At 31.7% G+C, this 14034-nt stretch carries 15 protein-coding genes; 7 read left to right on the top strand and 8 right to left on the bottom strand.

What is annotated here, in order from left to right; genetic code table 11:
* The first annotated feature begins 34 nt into the window (after window positions 1–34).
* From J8L88_RS15810 to J8L88_RS15785, 6 genes are all read left to right on the top strand, one after another.
* Window positions 35–481: a phosphoheptose isomerase gene (locus J8L88_RS15810; RefSeq protein ID WP_027392709.1), complete on the top strand. Its 447-nt coding sequence runs from the start codon at window positions 35–37 to the stop codon at window positions 479–481.
* A 59-nt stretch (window positions 482–540) separates the two neighbouring features.
* Window positions 541–1332 carry a (Fe-S)-binding protein gene (locus tag J8L88_RS15805; RefSeq protein ID WP_211061234.1) on the top strand — a complete coding sequence of 264 codons (792 nt, stop codon included), beginning with the start codon at window positions 541–543 and terminating at the stop codon, window positions 1330–1332.
* Window positions 1333–1453: 121 nt separating this feature from the next.
* Window positions 1454–1939, top strand: coding sequence for an ABC transporter ATPase (locus J8L88_RS15800; RefSeq protein ID WP_211061233.1), 486 nt, complete (start codon window positions 1454–1456; stop codon window positions 1937–1939).
* A 113-nt stretch (window positions 1940–2052) separates the two neighbouring features.
* Window positions 2053–4956: a glycoside hydrolase family 3 N-terminal domain-containing protein gene (locus J8L88_RS15795; RefSeq protein WP_371813679.1), complete on the top strand. Its 2904-nt coding sequence runs from the start codon at window positions 2053–2055 to the stop codon at window positions 4954–4956.
* 24 nt (window positions 4957–4980) lie between these two features.
* Window positions 4981–5883: an aldo/keto reductase family oxidoreductase gene (locus tag J8L88_RS15790; RefSeq protein WP_108803161.1), complete on the top strand. Its 903-nt coding sequence runs from the start codon at window positions 4981–4983 to the stop codon at window positions 5881–5883.
* A gap of 673 nt (window positions 5884–6556) precedes the next feature.
* Window positions 6557–7009 (top strand): hypothetical protein, encoded by a 453-nt coding sequence (locus J8L88_RS15785; RefSeq protein ID WP_027392705.1) that lies wholly within the window; start codon window positions 6557–6559, stop codon window positions 7007–7009.
* Between the two features lie 15 nt (window positions 7010–7024).
* Here the strand turns inward: J8L88_RS15785 and J8L88_RS15780 are convergent, their stop codons facing one another.
* The 8 genes from J8L88_RS15780 to J8L88_RS15745 form a co-directional block, all read right to left on the bottom strand.
* Window positions 7025–8155: a type II secretion system F family protein gene (locus tag J8L88_RS15780; protein WP_211061232.1), complete on the bottom strand. Its 1131-nt coding sequence runs from the start codon at window positions 8153–8155 to the stop codon at window positions 7025–7027.
* Between the two features lie 2 nt (window positions 8156–8157).
* Window positions 8158–8622, bottom strand: coding sequence for a prepilin-type N-terminal cleavage/methylation domain-containing protein (locus J8L88_RS15775; RefSeq protein ID WP_211061231.1), 465 nt, complete (start codon window positions 8620–8622; stop codon window positions 8158–8160).
* Window positions 8615–8932 (bottom strand): hypothetical protein, encoded by a 318-nt coding sequence (locus tag J8L88_RS15770; protein WP_211061230.1) that lies wholly within the window; start codon window positions 8930–8932, stop codon window positions 8615–8617. The genes J8L88_RS15775 and J8L88_RS15770 overlap by 8 nt, the downstream gene beginning before the upstream one ends.
* Window positions 8920–10191, bottom strand: coding sequence for a hypothetical protein (locus J8L88_RS15765; RefSeq protein WP_211061229.1), 1272 nt, complete (start codon window positions 10189–10191; stop codon window positions 8920–8922). The genes J8L88_RS15770 and J8L88_RS15765 overlap by 13 nt, the downstream gene beginning before the upstream one ends.
* The gene (locus tag J8L88_RS15760) at window positions 10188–10658 is read right to left on the bottom strand and encodes a hypothetical protein (RefSeq protein WP_211061228.1); all 471 of its coding nucleotides are present in this window, start codon (window positions 10656–10658) and stop codon (window positions 10188–10190) included. Before J8L88_RS15760 ends, J8L88_RS15765 begins: the two co-directional genes overlap by 4 nt.
* A gap of 4 nt (window positions 10659–10662) precedes the next feature.
* Window positions 10663–11592 carry a hypothetical protein gene (locus J8L88_RS15755; protein ID WP_211061227.1) on the bottom strand — a complete coding sequence of 310 codons (930 nt, stop codon included), beginning with the start codon at window positions 11590–11592 and terminating at the stop codon, window positions 10663–10665.
* 106 nt (window positions 11593–11698) lie between these two features.
* Window positions 11699–12349, bottom strand: coding sequence for a hypothetical protein (locus J8L88_RS15750; protein WP_211061226.1), 651 nt, complete (start codon window positions 12347–12349; stop codon window positions 11699–11701).
* A gap of 445 nt (window positions 12350–12794) precedes the next feature.
* Complete coding sequence (locus tag J8L88_RS15745; protein ID WP_211061225.1) at window positions 12795–13409, bottom strand: hypothetical protein; 615 nt, start codon at window positions 13407–13409, stop codon at window positions 12795–12797.
* Window positions 13410–13649: 240 nt separating this feature from the next.
* On the opposite strand from J8L88_RS15745, the gene J8L88_RS15740 reads away from it, so the two are divergent.
* Window positions 13650–13808: a hypothetical protein gene (locus J8L88_RS15740; protein WP_211061224.1), complete on the top strand. Its 159-nt coding sequence runs from the start codon at window positions 13650–13652 to the stop codon at window positions 13806–13808.
* Window positions 13809–14034: the final 226 nt, after the last annotated feature.

Genomic DNA, 14034 nt, shown 5'->3' with positions numbered 1-14034 from the left:
ATAAACTTTTAAAAATTAAGAGAATTTAGAAATTATGAAGAAGGAAGAAGTAGAGAAATTATTGCATGATAAGGTAGAAGAAGGGGAACACATTAGTCCAGTATTACCAGAAGGTATTAAGAATTACCTTATTGATATTGATGGTACGATTACAGAAGATGTTCCTAATGAAGAGCCAGAAAGAATGGTTACATGTGAACCATTTCCAGATGCTTTAGTTACATTAAATAAATGGTACGATGAAGGACATATTATTTGCTTCTTTACATCAAGAACAGAGGAACATAGAGAAGTTACTGAAACTTGGTTAAAAACCCACGGATTCAATTATCATAGTCTTTTAATGGGAAAACCAAGAGGAGGGAATTATCATTGGATAGATAATCACTTGGTAAAAGCAACTCGTTATACTGGTAAATTTACAGAATTAGTAGAGAGAGTTGTAACTATCGAAGTTTTTGATGACGGTAAACACGATTAAATAAGTTTTTGTTCGAGATTTTTTCTAACAAAAACCAAGGATATAAATAGTATAAACATATGAATGAAGCAATAAAGGTGCCTACAATGGCAGAGTATATGGCTGAAGGTAAAATGCCAGAAATATTATTTTGGGTAGGATGTGCTGGAAGTTTTGATGATAGAGCTAAGAAAATCACAAAAGCCTTTGTGAAGCTTCTTCATAGTTCTAAAGTAGACTTTGCTGTATTAGGAACCGAAGAAAGTTGTACAGGAGATCCAGCTAAAAGATCTGGGAATGAATTTTTGTTTCAGATGCAAGCAGTTACCAATATTGAGGTAATGAATGCATACGAGATTAAAAAAGTTGTTACCGCCTGTCCTCATTGTTTTAATACATTAAAAAATGAATATCCTGCTTTGGGAGGGAATTATGAAGTAATGCATCATACACAATTCCTTAAATCACTTTTAGATGAAGGAAGATTAACAGTAGAAGGTGGTAAGTTTAAAGGTAAGAGAATTACTTTTCACGATCCTTGTTATCTAGGTAGAGCTAATAATGTATATGAAGCGCCAAGAGATCTTCTAAGAAAATTAGAAGTAGAACTTACAGAAATGAAACGTAGCAAACGTAATGGATTATGTTGTGGAGCTGGTGGAGCACAGATGTTTAAGGAACCAGAACCAGGTAATAAAGATGTAAATATTGAGCGAACGGAAGATGCTTTAGAAACAAAACCAGATATTATTGCTGCGGGTTGTCCATTTTGTAATACAATGATGACTGATGGTGTGAAAAATAAGGAAAAAGAAGATAGTATTGATGTGATGGATGTAGCAGAACTGATTGCAAATGCTCAAGATTTGTAAAAAAAGATTTTAAAGATTAAGCAGACTAATAAAAGAGTTGATATGTTTGTTCATATTAACTCTTTTTTGTTGCAACAATTAGGAATACTTTTTGTTATTTTAGAAAATAAAAAGAAAGAGGATGTTAGTAGATTTTAAAGAACTCCCGGATACGTCAAGAATTTGGATCTATCAAGCCAATAGATCATTTACTTTAGAGGAGTTGGATGAGATAAAGAATAAATTAGAAACTTTTATAACACAATGGACTGCACATGGATCGGATCTAAAGGCAGGATATGATATAAAGTATAAAAGATTTATAACAATTGCGTTAGATCAAGATATGAATCAAGCAACAGGTTGTTCAATAGACGCTTCTGTTCGTTTCATACAACAGTTAGAAACGGATTATAAGGTTGATTTAATGGATAAAATGAATGTTTCCTATAAACAAGGGGAATTTGTTGCGTATAAAACACTTACAGATTTTAGAAAAATGGCCAAGAATAGATCTGTTTCTCCAAACACGATAGTGTTTAATAATTTGGTTACTAATATTGCTGAGTATAAAACTGATTGGGAAGTTCCTGCTAAGGATAGTTGGCATAACCGTTTTTTAAATTAGTTTTTGTGCGATATATTTTTTCTAAATACTTTTCTTATATAATTTTTGTTTTTACGCTATCAGGTCTTTCTCAAGAGTCTGATACTTTAAATATTAAAGATTCTATTGTTGGAATTCAGGTTGATTCTCTTGTAGAGCAGTTAGCCGAAAATAAAGCACCATTAAGTCCACTGATTGTTAAAGATGAGTATGATATTCAAAGATTATGGGTAGATAGTATTTATAACAAAATGACTTTAAAAGAAAAAGTCGGACAGTTATTTATGGTAGATGTTTTCTCTTCTAAACCAAAGAAAGAAACAGATAAAATAAAAAGGCTTATAGAAGAATATCATATTGGAGGAATTATTTTTTCTAAGGGTGGACCGCAACGCCAAGCAAAACTTAATAATGAATATCAAGAAATTTCTAAAATACCATTATTAATTGGTATGGATGCAGAGTGGGGATTAGCTATGCGATTAGATTCTACCAAAGCATTTCCTTGGAATATGACGTTAGGAGCTATTCAGAATAATGATCTTATAGAAGAGACAGGGCGGCAAATAGCGAAACACTGTAAACGACTTGGGGTTCATATTAATTTTGCTCCAGTTGTGGATATGAATACCAATCCCAAAAATCCAATTATAGGAAATCGTTCTTTTGGAGAAGATAAAGATAATGTTACGGAAAAGGCATTAGCTTTTATGAAAGGAATGCAAAAAGAAGGTGTTTTAGCAAGTGCAAAACATTTTCCCGGACATGGTGATACAGATAGTGATTCTCATAAAACCTTGCCTACCATTAATTTTGATGAAAAAAGAATTGATAGTATTGAGTTATATCCCTACCGTAGGTTAATAGCTGATGGATTATCTAGTGTTATGGTGGCTCATCTTAATATCCCTAGTTTAGAACCGAGATCTGGATACCCTTCTTCAATATCAAAAAATGTTGTCACGAATATATTACAAGATAGTTTAGGTTTTGAAGGGTTGGTTATTACTGATGCTTTAAACATGAAAGGTGCATCAGATTTTAAAGCTCCTGGAGACATTGATCTTGCAGCATTAAAAGCGGGTAATGATATTCTTTTAATTTCAGAAGATGTTCCCTTAGCATCCCAGAAAATTGTTTCTGCTTATTACTCCGGTGAGATCACAGAACAACGTTTAGCACATTCGGTTAAAAAAATATTATTCGCTAAATATAAAGCAGGTCTTCATAAATATGAACCTGTAAAGACAGAATATCTTTTTGAAGAGCTTAATAGTACTGCTAATGAAGTGTTACATCATAAACTAGTAGAAAATTCACTTACGTTAGTTAAAAATGATAGAGCAATTCTACCTGTTAAAAACTTAGATCTTAAAAAAGTAGCTTATGTGTCATTGGGAGATGATTCTGGAGAAGTGTTTTTAGAAGAACTAAATAAATATACGAAGGTGGATTGGGTAAAAGGAAACCAACTTCCTGAAATATTAGATCAATTAAGGAACTATAATTATGTAATCGTAGGATTGCATAAATCAAATAACAATCCTTGGAAAGATTATAAGTTTAAGGATAAAGAATTAGTTTGGTTATATGAGATAGCTAGACTTAATAATACAGTTTTAAGTGTTTTTTCTAGACCTTATGCTATGCTGGATCTTCAAACGACTACCAATTTCGAGGGAATCTTAATGGCTTATCAAAACAGTCCTGTTGCGCAGCAAAAAGCTGCTCAATTATTATTTGGTGCTATTGAGGCAAAAGGAAAACTTCCGGTAAGCCTAGGAGTTGATTTTCCTTTAGGAACAGGTCAAGAAACAAGATCTTTAAAACGATTAGCTTATGGAATACCAGAAACAGTTGGTATGAATTCTCATAAACTAGAAAGGATTGATTCTATTGTTAATATAGCAATAAGAGAAAATATGACTCCTGGCCTACAATTAATTGTAGCAAGAAAAGGGAAAGTAGTCTACAATAAGAATTATGGATATCACACCTATGCTAAATCAAGGAAAGTAAAAGGTTCTGATATTTATGATCTAGCATCGTTGACAAAAATTCTTTCAACTTTGCCTTTAACTATGGAGCTAAAAGATAAAGGGATTTTATCATTAGATACTCGAGTAGGAGAGATGTTACCATCATTTAAGGAATCTAACAAGAAAGATATTACAATTAGATCTATGCTCTCTCATTATGCTCGATTAAGAGCTTGGATTCCATTTTATTTAAAGACTTTAGATACTGTAACATCTAGGCCAGATAAAAAATATTATAGAACTAAACGTACTGATGATTTCAATATTAGGGTAACGGGCAATTTATATCTGCGAAGTGATATGAAAGATTCGTTGATGTTACGAATTAAGGATAGTGAATTAAGAAGTAGACTTAGTTATAAATACAGTGATTTACCTTATTATTTGATGAAATCTTTTATCGAAGGGCATTATGGGAATGATTTAGATGCATTGACCCAGCAGCATATTTACAAAGCCATGGGAGCGAGCAATATGGGGTATTTGCCTTTAAATAAATTTGATAAGAAACGTATTGTGCCTACAGAAAATGATCAGGCCTATAGGAAGGAGATCATTCATGGATATGTTCATGATCAAGGTGCAGCTATGTTTGGAGGTATTGGCGGGCATGCAGGTTTATTTGCTAATGCAAATGATGTTGCTAAGATGATGCAGATGTATCTTAATGGAGGATATTATGGAGGTAAACAATTTATAAGTAGTCAAACAATTGATGAATTTAATACGTGTACATATTGCAATAAGAGGGTTAGAAGAGGAGTAGGTTTTGATAAACCTCAACTTGGAGATGTTGGACCTACCTGTGGTTGTATATCTATGAACAGCTATGGGCATAGTGGTTTTACGGGAACATTTACTTGGGCAGATCCTGATGAAGAGATTATTTATGTTTTCTTAAGTAATCGGACGTTTCCCGATTCTGCGAATCGAAAATTGATTTCTAATGATATTCGATCAGAGATTCAGAGATTAATATATGAAGCAATAAATTACTAATATTGGTTTAAAAATTTAAATTAAATGAATATCAAAATATCAGAAAAGGGACCTTTGTTTTCTAGAATAGTTGCTGGATGTATGAATTGGGGCGAATGGGGTGCAAATCTAACAACTGATGAGTCACAGAAATTAATTGAAGACTGTTTAGAGATTGGAGTAACGACGTTTGATCATGCTGATATTTATGGACATTATACAACAGAATCATTGTTTGGTAATGCTATAAAAGGTAAGAGTTCATTAAGAGAACAAATGCAATTGGTTACCAAGTGTGGCATTCGATTAATAACTCCTAATCGACCGGATAATCAAATTAAATCTTATAAAACTACCAAAAAGTATATTATAGAATCTGTAGAGCAATCACTAGTGAATTTACAAACAGATTTTATCGATATGCTATTAATTCATAGACCTAGTCCGTTAATGAATCCTTTGGAGATTGCAGAAGCTTTTGAAACCTTAAAATCTAGTGGTAAAGTGTTGCATTTCGGAGTTTCTAATTTTACTCCTTCTCAATTTGATATGTTGAATGATGTTTTTCCTCTACAAACCAATCAAATAGAAATTTCACCATTACGATTAACACCATTTATTGATGGTTCTTTAGATCAGTGCATAAAACATGCTATCAAACCTATGGCTTATTCTACTCTTGCTGGAGGAAAGTTTTTTTCAAAGCAACCAAATGAAAAAGTTGTTAGAATTAACGAAGTAATAAATCCTTTAATCCAAAAATATGAAGTTCCTGCTGATCAAATATTAACCGCTTGGTTACTAAAACATCCTTCTGGAATATTACCGATAATGGGTTCTACAAAAATTACTCGTATTCAATCTGCAGTAAATTCTTTATCCATCGAAATTACAGATGAAGAGTGGTTTAGAGTATGGGAGGCTTCTACGGGAACAGAAGTTGCATAATTTTTTATTTAAATATTCTAATAGTATATATTTCTAAGTGTCAAATAAACAAAAGATTAGTCTTAGTTATAGTATTTGTTTTTCGATTCTAGTTAAGTTTTCTTTCAAAAAAAATAAAAAAATACAAGAAAGTGGGGTAACATATTTCCTTCTAATGACACTTATGTATAGTGAAAGTTTGGTTTATTAAATAAGGTAGGCACTTAATTAAACAAACAATTACTGAGAAATCAATGGCTACGGTTTCATAGGGGTATGTGTACCGTAGTCAGATTTTGTAAATTTAAAAACATAAAAGCTACTTCATAAGAGGTGGCTTTTTATATATATATTAGAATCTATTCTATCTTCCAACTATGCTCCAAATGCTTTATTGTATTTAAAAACTTCGCAATTAGATTTTAGTGCATAGCTAAAGTTTAATAATGTTAGTAAAGTTATTGTTTTCTAATCTTTTTATATTCTTTGGTTCTTTATAAATTGTGAATAACTATGCGTGCATTGTTAATAAATTATTGCTAAACTGTTTTTGTATTAAATTTTTATGTACATTTAGCAGGCTTAACGATTGGACCCTAATATGATTTATTTCACATAATAATTAGAAATTGGTCATAATGTATAAAGAAAACATATCAAATCACGCGAATATTAAAACTCATTACCCCCTATAATGAACAACTACAAACTCACTATTATCGGATTTGCAATATCCGCATTCCTGTATTTTTCATCGATTTTTTTAGAACTTGATCTTTTCGAACTGGTATTAGCTTTTTTAGCGAGTATTGAGAAATTTAATTTTGGCGAATTTATTCTACCACTTATCATATTTTCAATCTTTTTAATTTTTGATATGCGTAGGCGTGTTAAGAAAATTAAATTAGAAAATGCAAAATTAAAGATTTACAAAGCTATGTTGTCTTCTAGTCATCATATCCTAAATAATTTTATTTATCAGATGGATATCTTTAAAATTACGGCAGAGGATACACCCGGTTTTGATGCAAGAACATTGGCTTATTATGAAGATATTATAAGTAATACCTCTAGTCAGATTCATTCACTTAGTAACCTCTCTAGTATTGATGAGTATTCTATCAGAACTTCGGTAATGACTGGATAATTTATGATATGTTATTTACCCAATAACACTACTTAATCTAAACATTGGTAAATACATTGCTATAAGTATAACTCCAACAATAATACCAACAAGAATTGTAAGTAAAGGGTTAAGCACATTGGATATAACTTGTGATTGATGTTTTACCTGTTGATTGTATTGCTCATTAAGCTTTTGGAATATAAATTCTGTTTGATTGGTCTCTTCTGCTACTCGAATCATTGCTATTAATTTTTTATCAAAAATAGAGCTTTTTGCAAATGAAGTACTTAATTTATCTCCAGCAATAACGGCTTCGTTAGTTTTTTGTAGACCTTGTTGAAGTGGATAAAAATTAATCATATTTTTTACCAAGTCGATACTATCTACCATAGGAACTTTAGCATACGTTAATAAAGAAAGTGCCTGCGTAAACTGCGCCATGTAAATTCTTCTAAAGTAATTACCAAGTATAGGAATCTTAAGTTGTAGCTTCCCTAAAAATTTTCGGTACCATTTCTTTTTGGACACTAAAGAAACACCGATTAGTGTTAAAATGATGCATCCTAAAATAAGAAAGCCATGTTCTCCTGTGAAATTAGAAAAGCTAATAATAGCTTCCGTAATACCTGGAAGATCTACTTTATTTTGCTTAAATATATCCACAAACATGGGCACTACGTACCGTAGCATAAAAAAGATAACAATTAGAGCAGTGAGTAATACTATAATAGGGTATGTAAGTGCAGAAATAATTTCTCGTTTTAGATCATTTTTTCTTTTATAAAATTCACTGAGTTCTAGTGTGATCTGGGCTAATTGACCCGTTTGTTCACCAATTTTGACTGCATAATACTCGTAATCAGTAAAATTTTTATCTGCTTTTAGAATTTCAGAAAAAGCATTACCATCGATTAATTTTAATAACATGCTGCTCATTAACTTTTGATCTTTTTCTTTTTTCTGTGTTTCTGATAACAGTTCTAAACCGCTTTTTAAATCAATTCCAGATTTTAATAAAACACTAAGTTCCGCATACCACTGTTCCTTTTTTTTGCTATTAAAAGCATTTCCGAACAAGGTGATTTCTTTTGTTAATATTTCTGAAATATCAAAAGAAGTATTCTCCTGCTTTGCCTTTTTAGTATTTTCAATTTTGATTCCCATATTCAGAAATAGATTGTCGGATCATTATGTTTATAAACAAAAATACGATGTAAATCGGTAGTGTTATCAAATGTGAGTTTGATAGCATCAATAGTTCCAGAGGTTACTTCTTTACCTTCGAAATAATATTTTATAGCTTTGGTTTTTAATATAAATGAATTAATACTAGTATAGATACTATCAGAATTGAAATTATAGATTTTTTCTTCATTCGGAGAAGAGCACAGTAAAGTATTATCTTTTGGGTTCCACTGTAGTTTTGGATATCTATTAAAATCTATCGTCAAAGCAACCTCTAAAGATTGTATTTGAGATTGGTGATTATAATTAGCCTCGATACCTCTCATGTTTTTTTGGACAATACCAAGAATTGTAAATGCTAAACCAACAACTATAGCAGAAATTACTATTACCACCATCATCTCGGTCAGCGTAAACGCTTTTATTTTATGAGAAACATTATTCATGTATACTTAGTTGTTTTTCATGACTGATATTACCATTGTTATACATAATGATATTGCGGTTGTTCTTAGTAATGATTTCAATTTCCCAAGAATCAAAATCTTCAGCATATGGTATCTTTAGCTTAGCATGAATTACAAGATATTCTAGTTCTTTTACTCTGTTTTCTATTGCACCTTGATCTCTTTTGATATGATTTGTAAAAATGTTATTAAAACTTAAGCTGGCGATCATAAATACGATTATGAGCAGTACCGAAGCTGTTAGCGTTTCGATTAATGTAGCAGCACGTATTTTTTTTAATATAACCATGTCGCTATATTTTTTTTTACATTCTTAAAAGGTAATCCTGCATATTTAGGAATAGGGTTCACAAGGATTTTACCATTATACAAATGATTCATATATACGGACCCTGATTGATTAGCAATGAATTGTTGTGTATATAATGAACCTTTTATAGTTCCCATAAATTCAATATTCCCTTGGCAATATATTTCTCCAATGACCTCTGTTCCAATTGCTATGTTTAAGTTCGTTTTTATACGGTTTTTAGTAGCTGACTCGTTTTTTAAATACACTATAGAACCTTGGATAACAGTATTTTTATCTATGCTAAAATCTGGATTTCTGTTTTGTGATGTATTTCCTGTATTTGATCTAGAGATATTTTTTTTATCTAAAAGTGTCGCAGACGAAGGGTAGGAGAGGTAACAGTTTTTTCCAATTTCAATTTTTTTGCTAGCAATAAGCTGAAATCTACCCTTTACATAATCTTCAACAATTATTATTGGTGCAATAACCACCACATCGGTTAATTGAGAAGCAGAAGTAATTGTAATTTTTGATGATGATTGTATAACAACGTTCCCAGATATTTTTTCGTTCCCAAGAACTATTGATTCATTTGTATAGATAATTTTTGCGGTATCATAAAATGAGTTTTTTACCTCTTTAGCAATAGGAATTGTGCGTGCTTCATCAATATAACCTCCTTTAATAATAGATTCTATATAGGAAATCCATTGATTATCTAATTCAGGAATTGTTGCCTTACTTTCTATAACACTACCATAGTATAGACTGCTACCTTGATAATAATTACCTGATATATTACCAGCTTTAATGCCTTGTTCCGGAAGATAGCTGTTGCCTTCTAGTCTTGTATTACCTACAACCACCAAAGGAGCATTTTTATTAGCAAGATATAAATTTGGTGTTTTTAGAGCTAAAGCAGCTCCAGTAAAAGCGATTTTACGGATCTTACTTTCCTTTACAGCAACTTCCGAAAATGTTTTTGTCCAGGCACCATGATAATTGGTAGCTAGTTTTATGGTTTTTGTGTCTATCGAACTATTAGTAGTATCTTTTGATGCTGTAGTAGCTAGTAAGGATCCGAATATTTGATTATTTGCTATATCAGAAGCCTCTATTATTTCTTTAGATTTAATTCTAAAAAACGACTGAACATGAGTAAGTAATAAGAAAGTGCTGAGTAGTATCGCAATAATAACTGAGATTAGCAATGCAAACTGCATGGCTTGTGCTTTTATTTTATATACTATCTTCAATTCAAAATCTGAAATTGCTTAGTACTGCCTTTATATTTTAGCTTTATTGCGCTAGAAGAACCTTTTATAAGTTGCACCTCGGAAAAAGAATCTTTGATTTTCATTAATTGATCAGTTCCGTTAATTTCTACTAAAAATATTGCTGAAGAATTATTTTGAGCAGAAACCAAGCCTTTATAACGAATCGAAGGCCAAATCGTTTCTTGTTTTTTACTTTTTGTTTTTCCTTTTTTAGGAGTCGTTTTTTTAGGACGATATATAGTTCCTAAAAACGGATCTCTATCCACATCACTAATAGAGAATTTTTCTCGTTCCTTAGTTTTTATTGTAGCAAAAGAAACATTAGTAATAGTAGACATCACAGGATCTTCATCAGAAAAGGCATCTACCACCTGAAAAATAATAGCACCCCAAATAAAGACTACTAATGGTAATAATATATATAATCCTTTTTTTCCTTTTAACATCGTATTAATTTATGGTAAAACTAAAGGTGTCGCTAGCTTCACTTTGATTACCAGCTTCATCAAAAGCTTTTATAAACCAATAATAAGTTTCTCCAGTATCTAAAGTAATATCTGCAGGAGAAGTTACACGGTCTTTTGTAACTAGATCTGTTAATTGATCATTACGATAAACATATATACTGTCAAATTCGGTACTTCCTTCTACAGCTTCTCTAGTCCAAGAAAAAGAAATCATGGCATCTGTTAGTATTGCTTGATTTGCAGGTGTAGTGGCAACTGGTTTCAGTGGATTCATACTATCTACAGTAAGAGTCCTACTAAAATACAAGGTATTTTGCGTATCATTCTCCGCACGAACTTGCCATGTAGTTACACCTTCGGGAAATGTAAGTTGAATAGAATTAGCAGTACTTGTATTTTCATCAATAACTTGATCACTCTCGTCTAATAATTGAATTCTATAAGCAGTAGCGTCAGTAACGGATTGCCATTGTAATGTAACAGCTGTATTATTAACAATCGCATTGTCTTCTGGGGATGATAACAGCACTTCTCTAGCAGAAAAATCTTCACTTTCGATAATACTAAAACTAGCAGTGGTATAGGCAGTTTCTGATCCAGAGTTCTGAGCACGTACTCTCCACTGATAATCATTTTTTACTAGTGTAGTATTAAAATTAGTAAGTGTAACCGTAGTATCTTCTATAATTTGAGTAGCATTTTCGAATGTAGGTCGCGCAATCTGAAGTCTATATGATGTAGCTTGATCGACAGCATCCCAACTAAAAGAAACAGATGTGTTTTCTACTTGTGACCCATTAGAAGGTGCAATAATAGTAACAAGATCATCTGTAATATCCTCTTCAAACAAAATTTCTTCGCAGCTAAATAAAGTAAGTAGGAAGATAGTTATATATAAGAATTGTTTTTTCATAGTATTCATTTTCATTATCTCCTTGTTTCCTTAGTTTTAATTAAGAAAACACAATTCAGAACTATACTTATTTTTTATAATAAGTACTAGTCATTTGAAGATGCTTTTATAATTTCAAGTAATTTATTTTTTCTTTTGCTTTTTCAGCATTTTTATATGTGTTTTTTGGGCAATTATCATTTTCATCGACAATGTCAAAAAGTGCGACTCTTCTTTTATTATTTTCCCCCCAACAGAAATAAGATAATCGATAACCGAATATCGTAGTATCCGAAAAATCTATGGTTTTATAATTTCTTCCATCGTTAACCAGCGATAATTCATATTGTTTGTAATTTTTATTCACTAAAAATACAGCTTCAGCCGCTTGAATTTCTTTGATAATTTGTGGAGATACAGACATAGAAACAGATGATATTATTTCTGCATCTTGTTGACGTTTTAGATATTCTAAGGTTTGTTGATTGTATCCTTGTTCTAGTTCCGAAATAATAGACACCCAGTCAATCAATTCTATTTTTAGAAATTGAGGTTTGGTATCTACAGAGTCTATATAAGTAATTTGCTGTTTATTAGTAGGAGACGAATTAATATATGACTTAAACGTAGTTTTATCAAAAGTAGTAGGAGTAACCCCCACACGAATTCCTTTTTTATAGGTTGGTATGGTAGTTACCTGAAAATCTGTATTGAGTATATGATTTTCATGTATACCGATAACCCCTAAAGCTACTGGTGTCGTAGTTGCTGTATGCATTGCAGATTTGTTGACCGAAATACTGCGACAGCCAAGGAAACAAGCAAAGCTACATACTATAAAAAAATATTTTTTAAACTGCATAAATTATGTTTTGTATCTACCACAAAATGAGCCGCCAAAGATAATAGAAGCCAGCAAATTATACTAATGAGCTGCTGATTATTATGAGCCTTACACACGTACTTATGGTTTCTTATAGTATAGTGTCGGTTAGAACAGATTTGTTACCACGATTTTGGTAATTTTTTTGGTTGGGTGTCAAGAGTCAGGTGTCGGATGTCGGATGTTTGATGTCAGGTGTCGGATGTCGGATGTTTGATGTCGGATGTCTGAGGTCGGATGTCGGATGTCGGATGCTTGATGTCGGATGCTTGATGTCGGGTTTTTCATTGTTAGGTATTTTAAGTCCGGGGTATGCCTTTTTCTAACCTTTAGCTTTGTTTCAATTACAATCATTATTATAATACTCAACCACTTCTCTGATATGTCTTTTTTTAAACTCTTTATTTTGTATTTTTTCTATTAACGAAGCACAATCTGCAAAATAAGAAGATGCTGCTTTTTTAAAGTTCTTACTGAATAGTTGATTAGATCCTAAATGGGTAACTTCTTCTTCATTACCTCTTTGTACATAATAGTTATTAATCGAATAATAATTACCAGCGCCAAAACCTACTCCGGCACCCCCAAAACCACCTGTACCCATATTTGCATTTGCAACGTATCCTTCGCTATGTTTTCGGTAAAGCGTAACTTTGCCTTTTTCTATAAGTTGTAAAACTTTTGGGAATTCGCTGTCTTTTACAGGTCGATATACATATGTATTTATTTCACCACCTTCATAAATTTTTACTTTTTCTAGTTCTTCAAAACTGTATTTTATAGCCTTTTCTTTTCTAGCTTTTCTGAATTTTACTTTGCCAAAACTTTTTAATTTTCCTAACCCTTCTAAAACTGTTCCGTTCTTAAAAGTGAGAATTGCTTTGGTTTTTTGTGCTTGCAACTGTACCGTAGAAAAAGCAAGTAGTAGGAAGAGTATGTGAGCCGTATATTTCATTTTTATGTTTTCGTTTTTGTTATATACATAAGTGTCATAATGTGGTAGAATGTTACCGTATGGTTTCTGTTTTTTTTACAAAATTACAGTTCTTAATGTGTGAAAGTAACAATACACGGTATTGTTTAAGTTAACTAAAGCATATCACTCTAAATAATTTGTTGATTATATGATGCGTAAAAGGGGCGGAGCTAATTATTTTTAGTACATTTAGAATGATTCAATACATACATAAGAACGATGAAAAAAGTAAAAAGTATTACGACATATAAGAAATACCAAATAGAAATTGGTGCTACACGAAAAATAAAAGGAGGAACTGCTACTGATGATCTTGCCAAATGGAGAAAAAATATCGAAGATGGTATGATCGATCGTAGATCAACTATAGGTGGCTAGATTTATTTATTCTTTCTTTCTACTGTCAATTATTTATTATTAGTTCGAAATAAAAAGTTGCTTTACGATATGGAACACAACAGCTATAAATTATCAAGCTTATAGCTGTTGTGTTATCGCTTACTCATACGCTTCCAATCTTTACCGCCACTAGTTACAAACTAGCGGGAGCGGGGATCCCTTAGAAAATGCAATAGCAGAAAGAGTGAATGGTATTATAAAGGAA

Source organism: Aquimarina sp. MMG015, from assembly GCF_018100855.1.
Taxonomy (GTDB): Bacteria; Bacteroidota; Bacteroidia; order Flavobacteriales; family Flavobacteriaceae; genus Aquimarina; species Aquimarina latercula.
Note: the sequence above shows the minus strand (reverse complement) of the source record. Positions and strands in the feature narration are given on the sequence as shown.

What these genes read in the sequence shown, in the direction of transcription:
- J8L88_RS15810 (WP_027392709.1), top strand. Translation starts at nt 35, where the DNA reads ATGAAGAAGGAAGAAGTAGAGAAATTATTGCATGATAAGGTAGAAGAA.
- J8L88_RS15805 (WP_211061234.1), top strand. Translation starts at nt 541, where the DNA reads ATGAATGAAGCAATAAAGGTGCCTACAATGGCAGAGTATATGGCTGAA.
- J8L88_RS15800 (WP_211061233.1), top strand. Translation starts at nt 1,454, where the DNA reads ATGTTAGTAGATTTTAAAGAACTCCCGGATACGTCAAGAATTTGGATC.
- J8L88_RS15790 (WP_108803161.1), top strand. Translation starts at nt 4,981, where the DNA reads ATGAATATCAAAATATCAGAAAAGGGACCTTTGTTTTCTAGAATAGTT.
- J8L88_RS15785 (WP_027392705.1), top strand. Translation starts at nt 6,557, where the DNA reads ATGAACAACTACAAACTCACTATTATCGGATTTGCAATATCCGCATTC.
- J8L88_RS15780 (WP_211061232.1), bottom strand. Translation starts at nt 8,155, where the DNA reads ATGGGAATCAAAATTGAAAATACTAAAAAGGCAAAGCAGGAGAATACT.
- J8L88_RS15775 (WP_211061231.1), bottom strand. Translation starts at nt 8,622, where the DNA reads ATGAATAATGTTTCTCATAAAATAAAAGCGTTTACGCTGACCGAGATG.
- J8L88_RS15770 (WP_211061230.1), bottom strand. Translation starts at nt 8,932, where the DNA reads ATGGTTATATTAAAAAAAATACGTGCTGCTACATTAATCGAAACGCTA.
- J8L88_RS15760 (WP_211061228.1), bottom strand. Translation starts at nt 10,658, where the DNA reads ATGTTAAAAGGAAAAAAAGGATTATATATATTATTACCATTAGTAGTC.
- J8L88_RS15755 (WP_211061227.1), bottom strand. Translation starts at nt 11,592, where the DNA reads ATGAAAAAACAATTCTTATATATAACTATCTTCCTACTTACTTTATTT.
- J8L88_RS15750 (WP_211061226.1), bottom strand. Translation starts at nt 12,349, where the DNA reads ATGCATACAGCAACTACGACACCAGTAGCTTTAGGGGTTATCGGTATA.
- J8L88_RS15745 (WP_211061225.1), bottom strand. Translation starts at nt 13,409, where the DNA reads ATGAAATATACGGCTCACATACTCTTCCTACTACTTGCTTTTTCTACG.
- J8L88_RS15740 (WP_211061224.1), top strand. Translation starts at nt 13,650, where the DNA reads ATGAAAAAAGTAAAAAGTATTACGACATATAAGAAATACCAAATAGAA.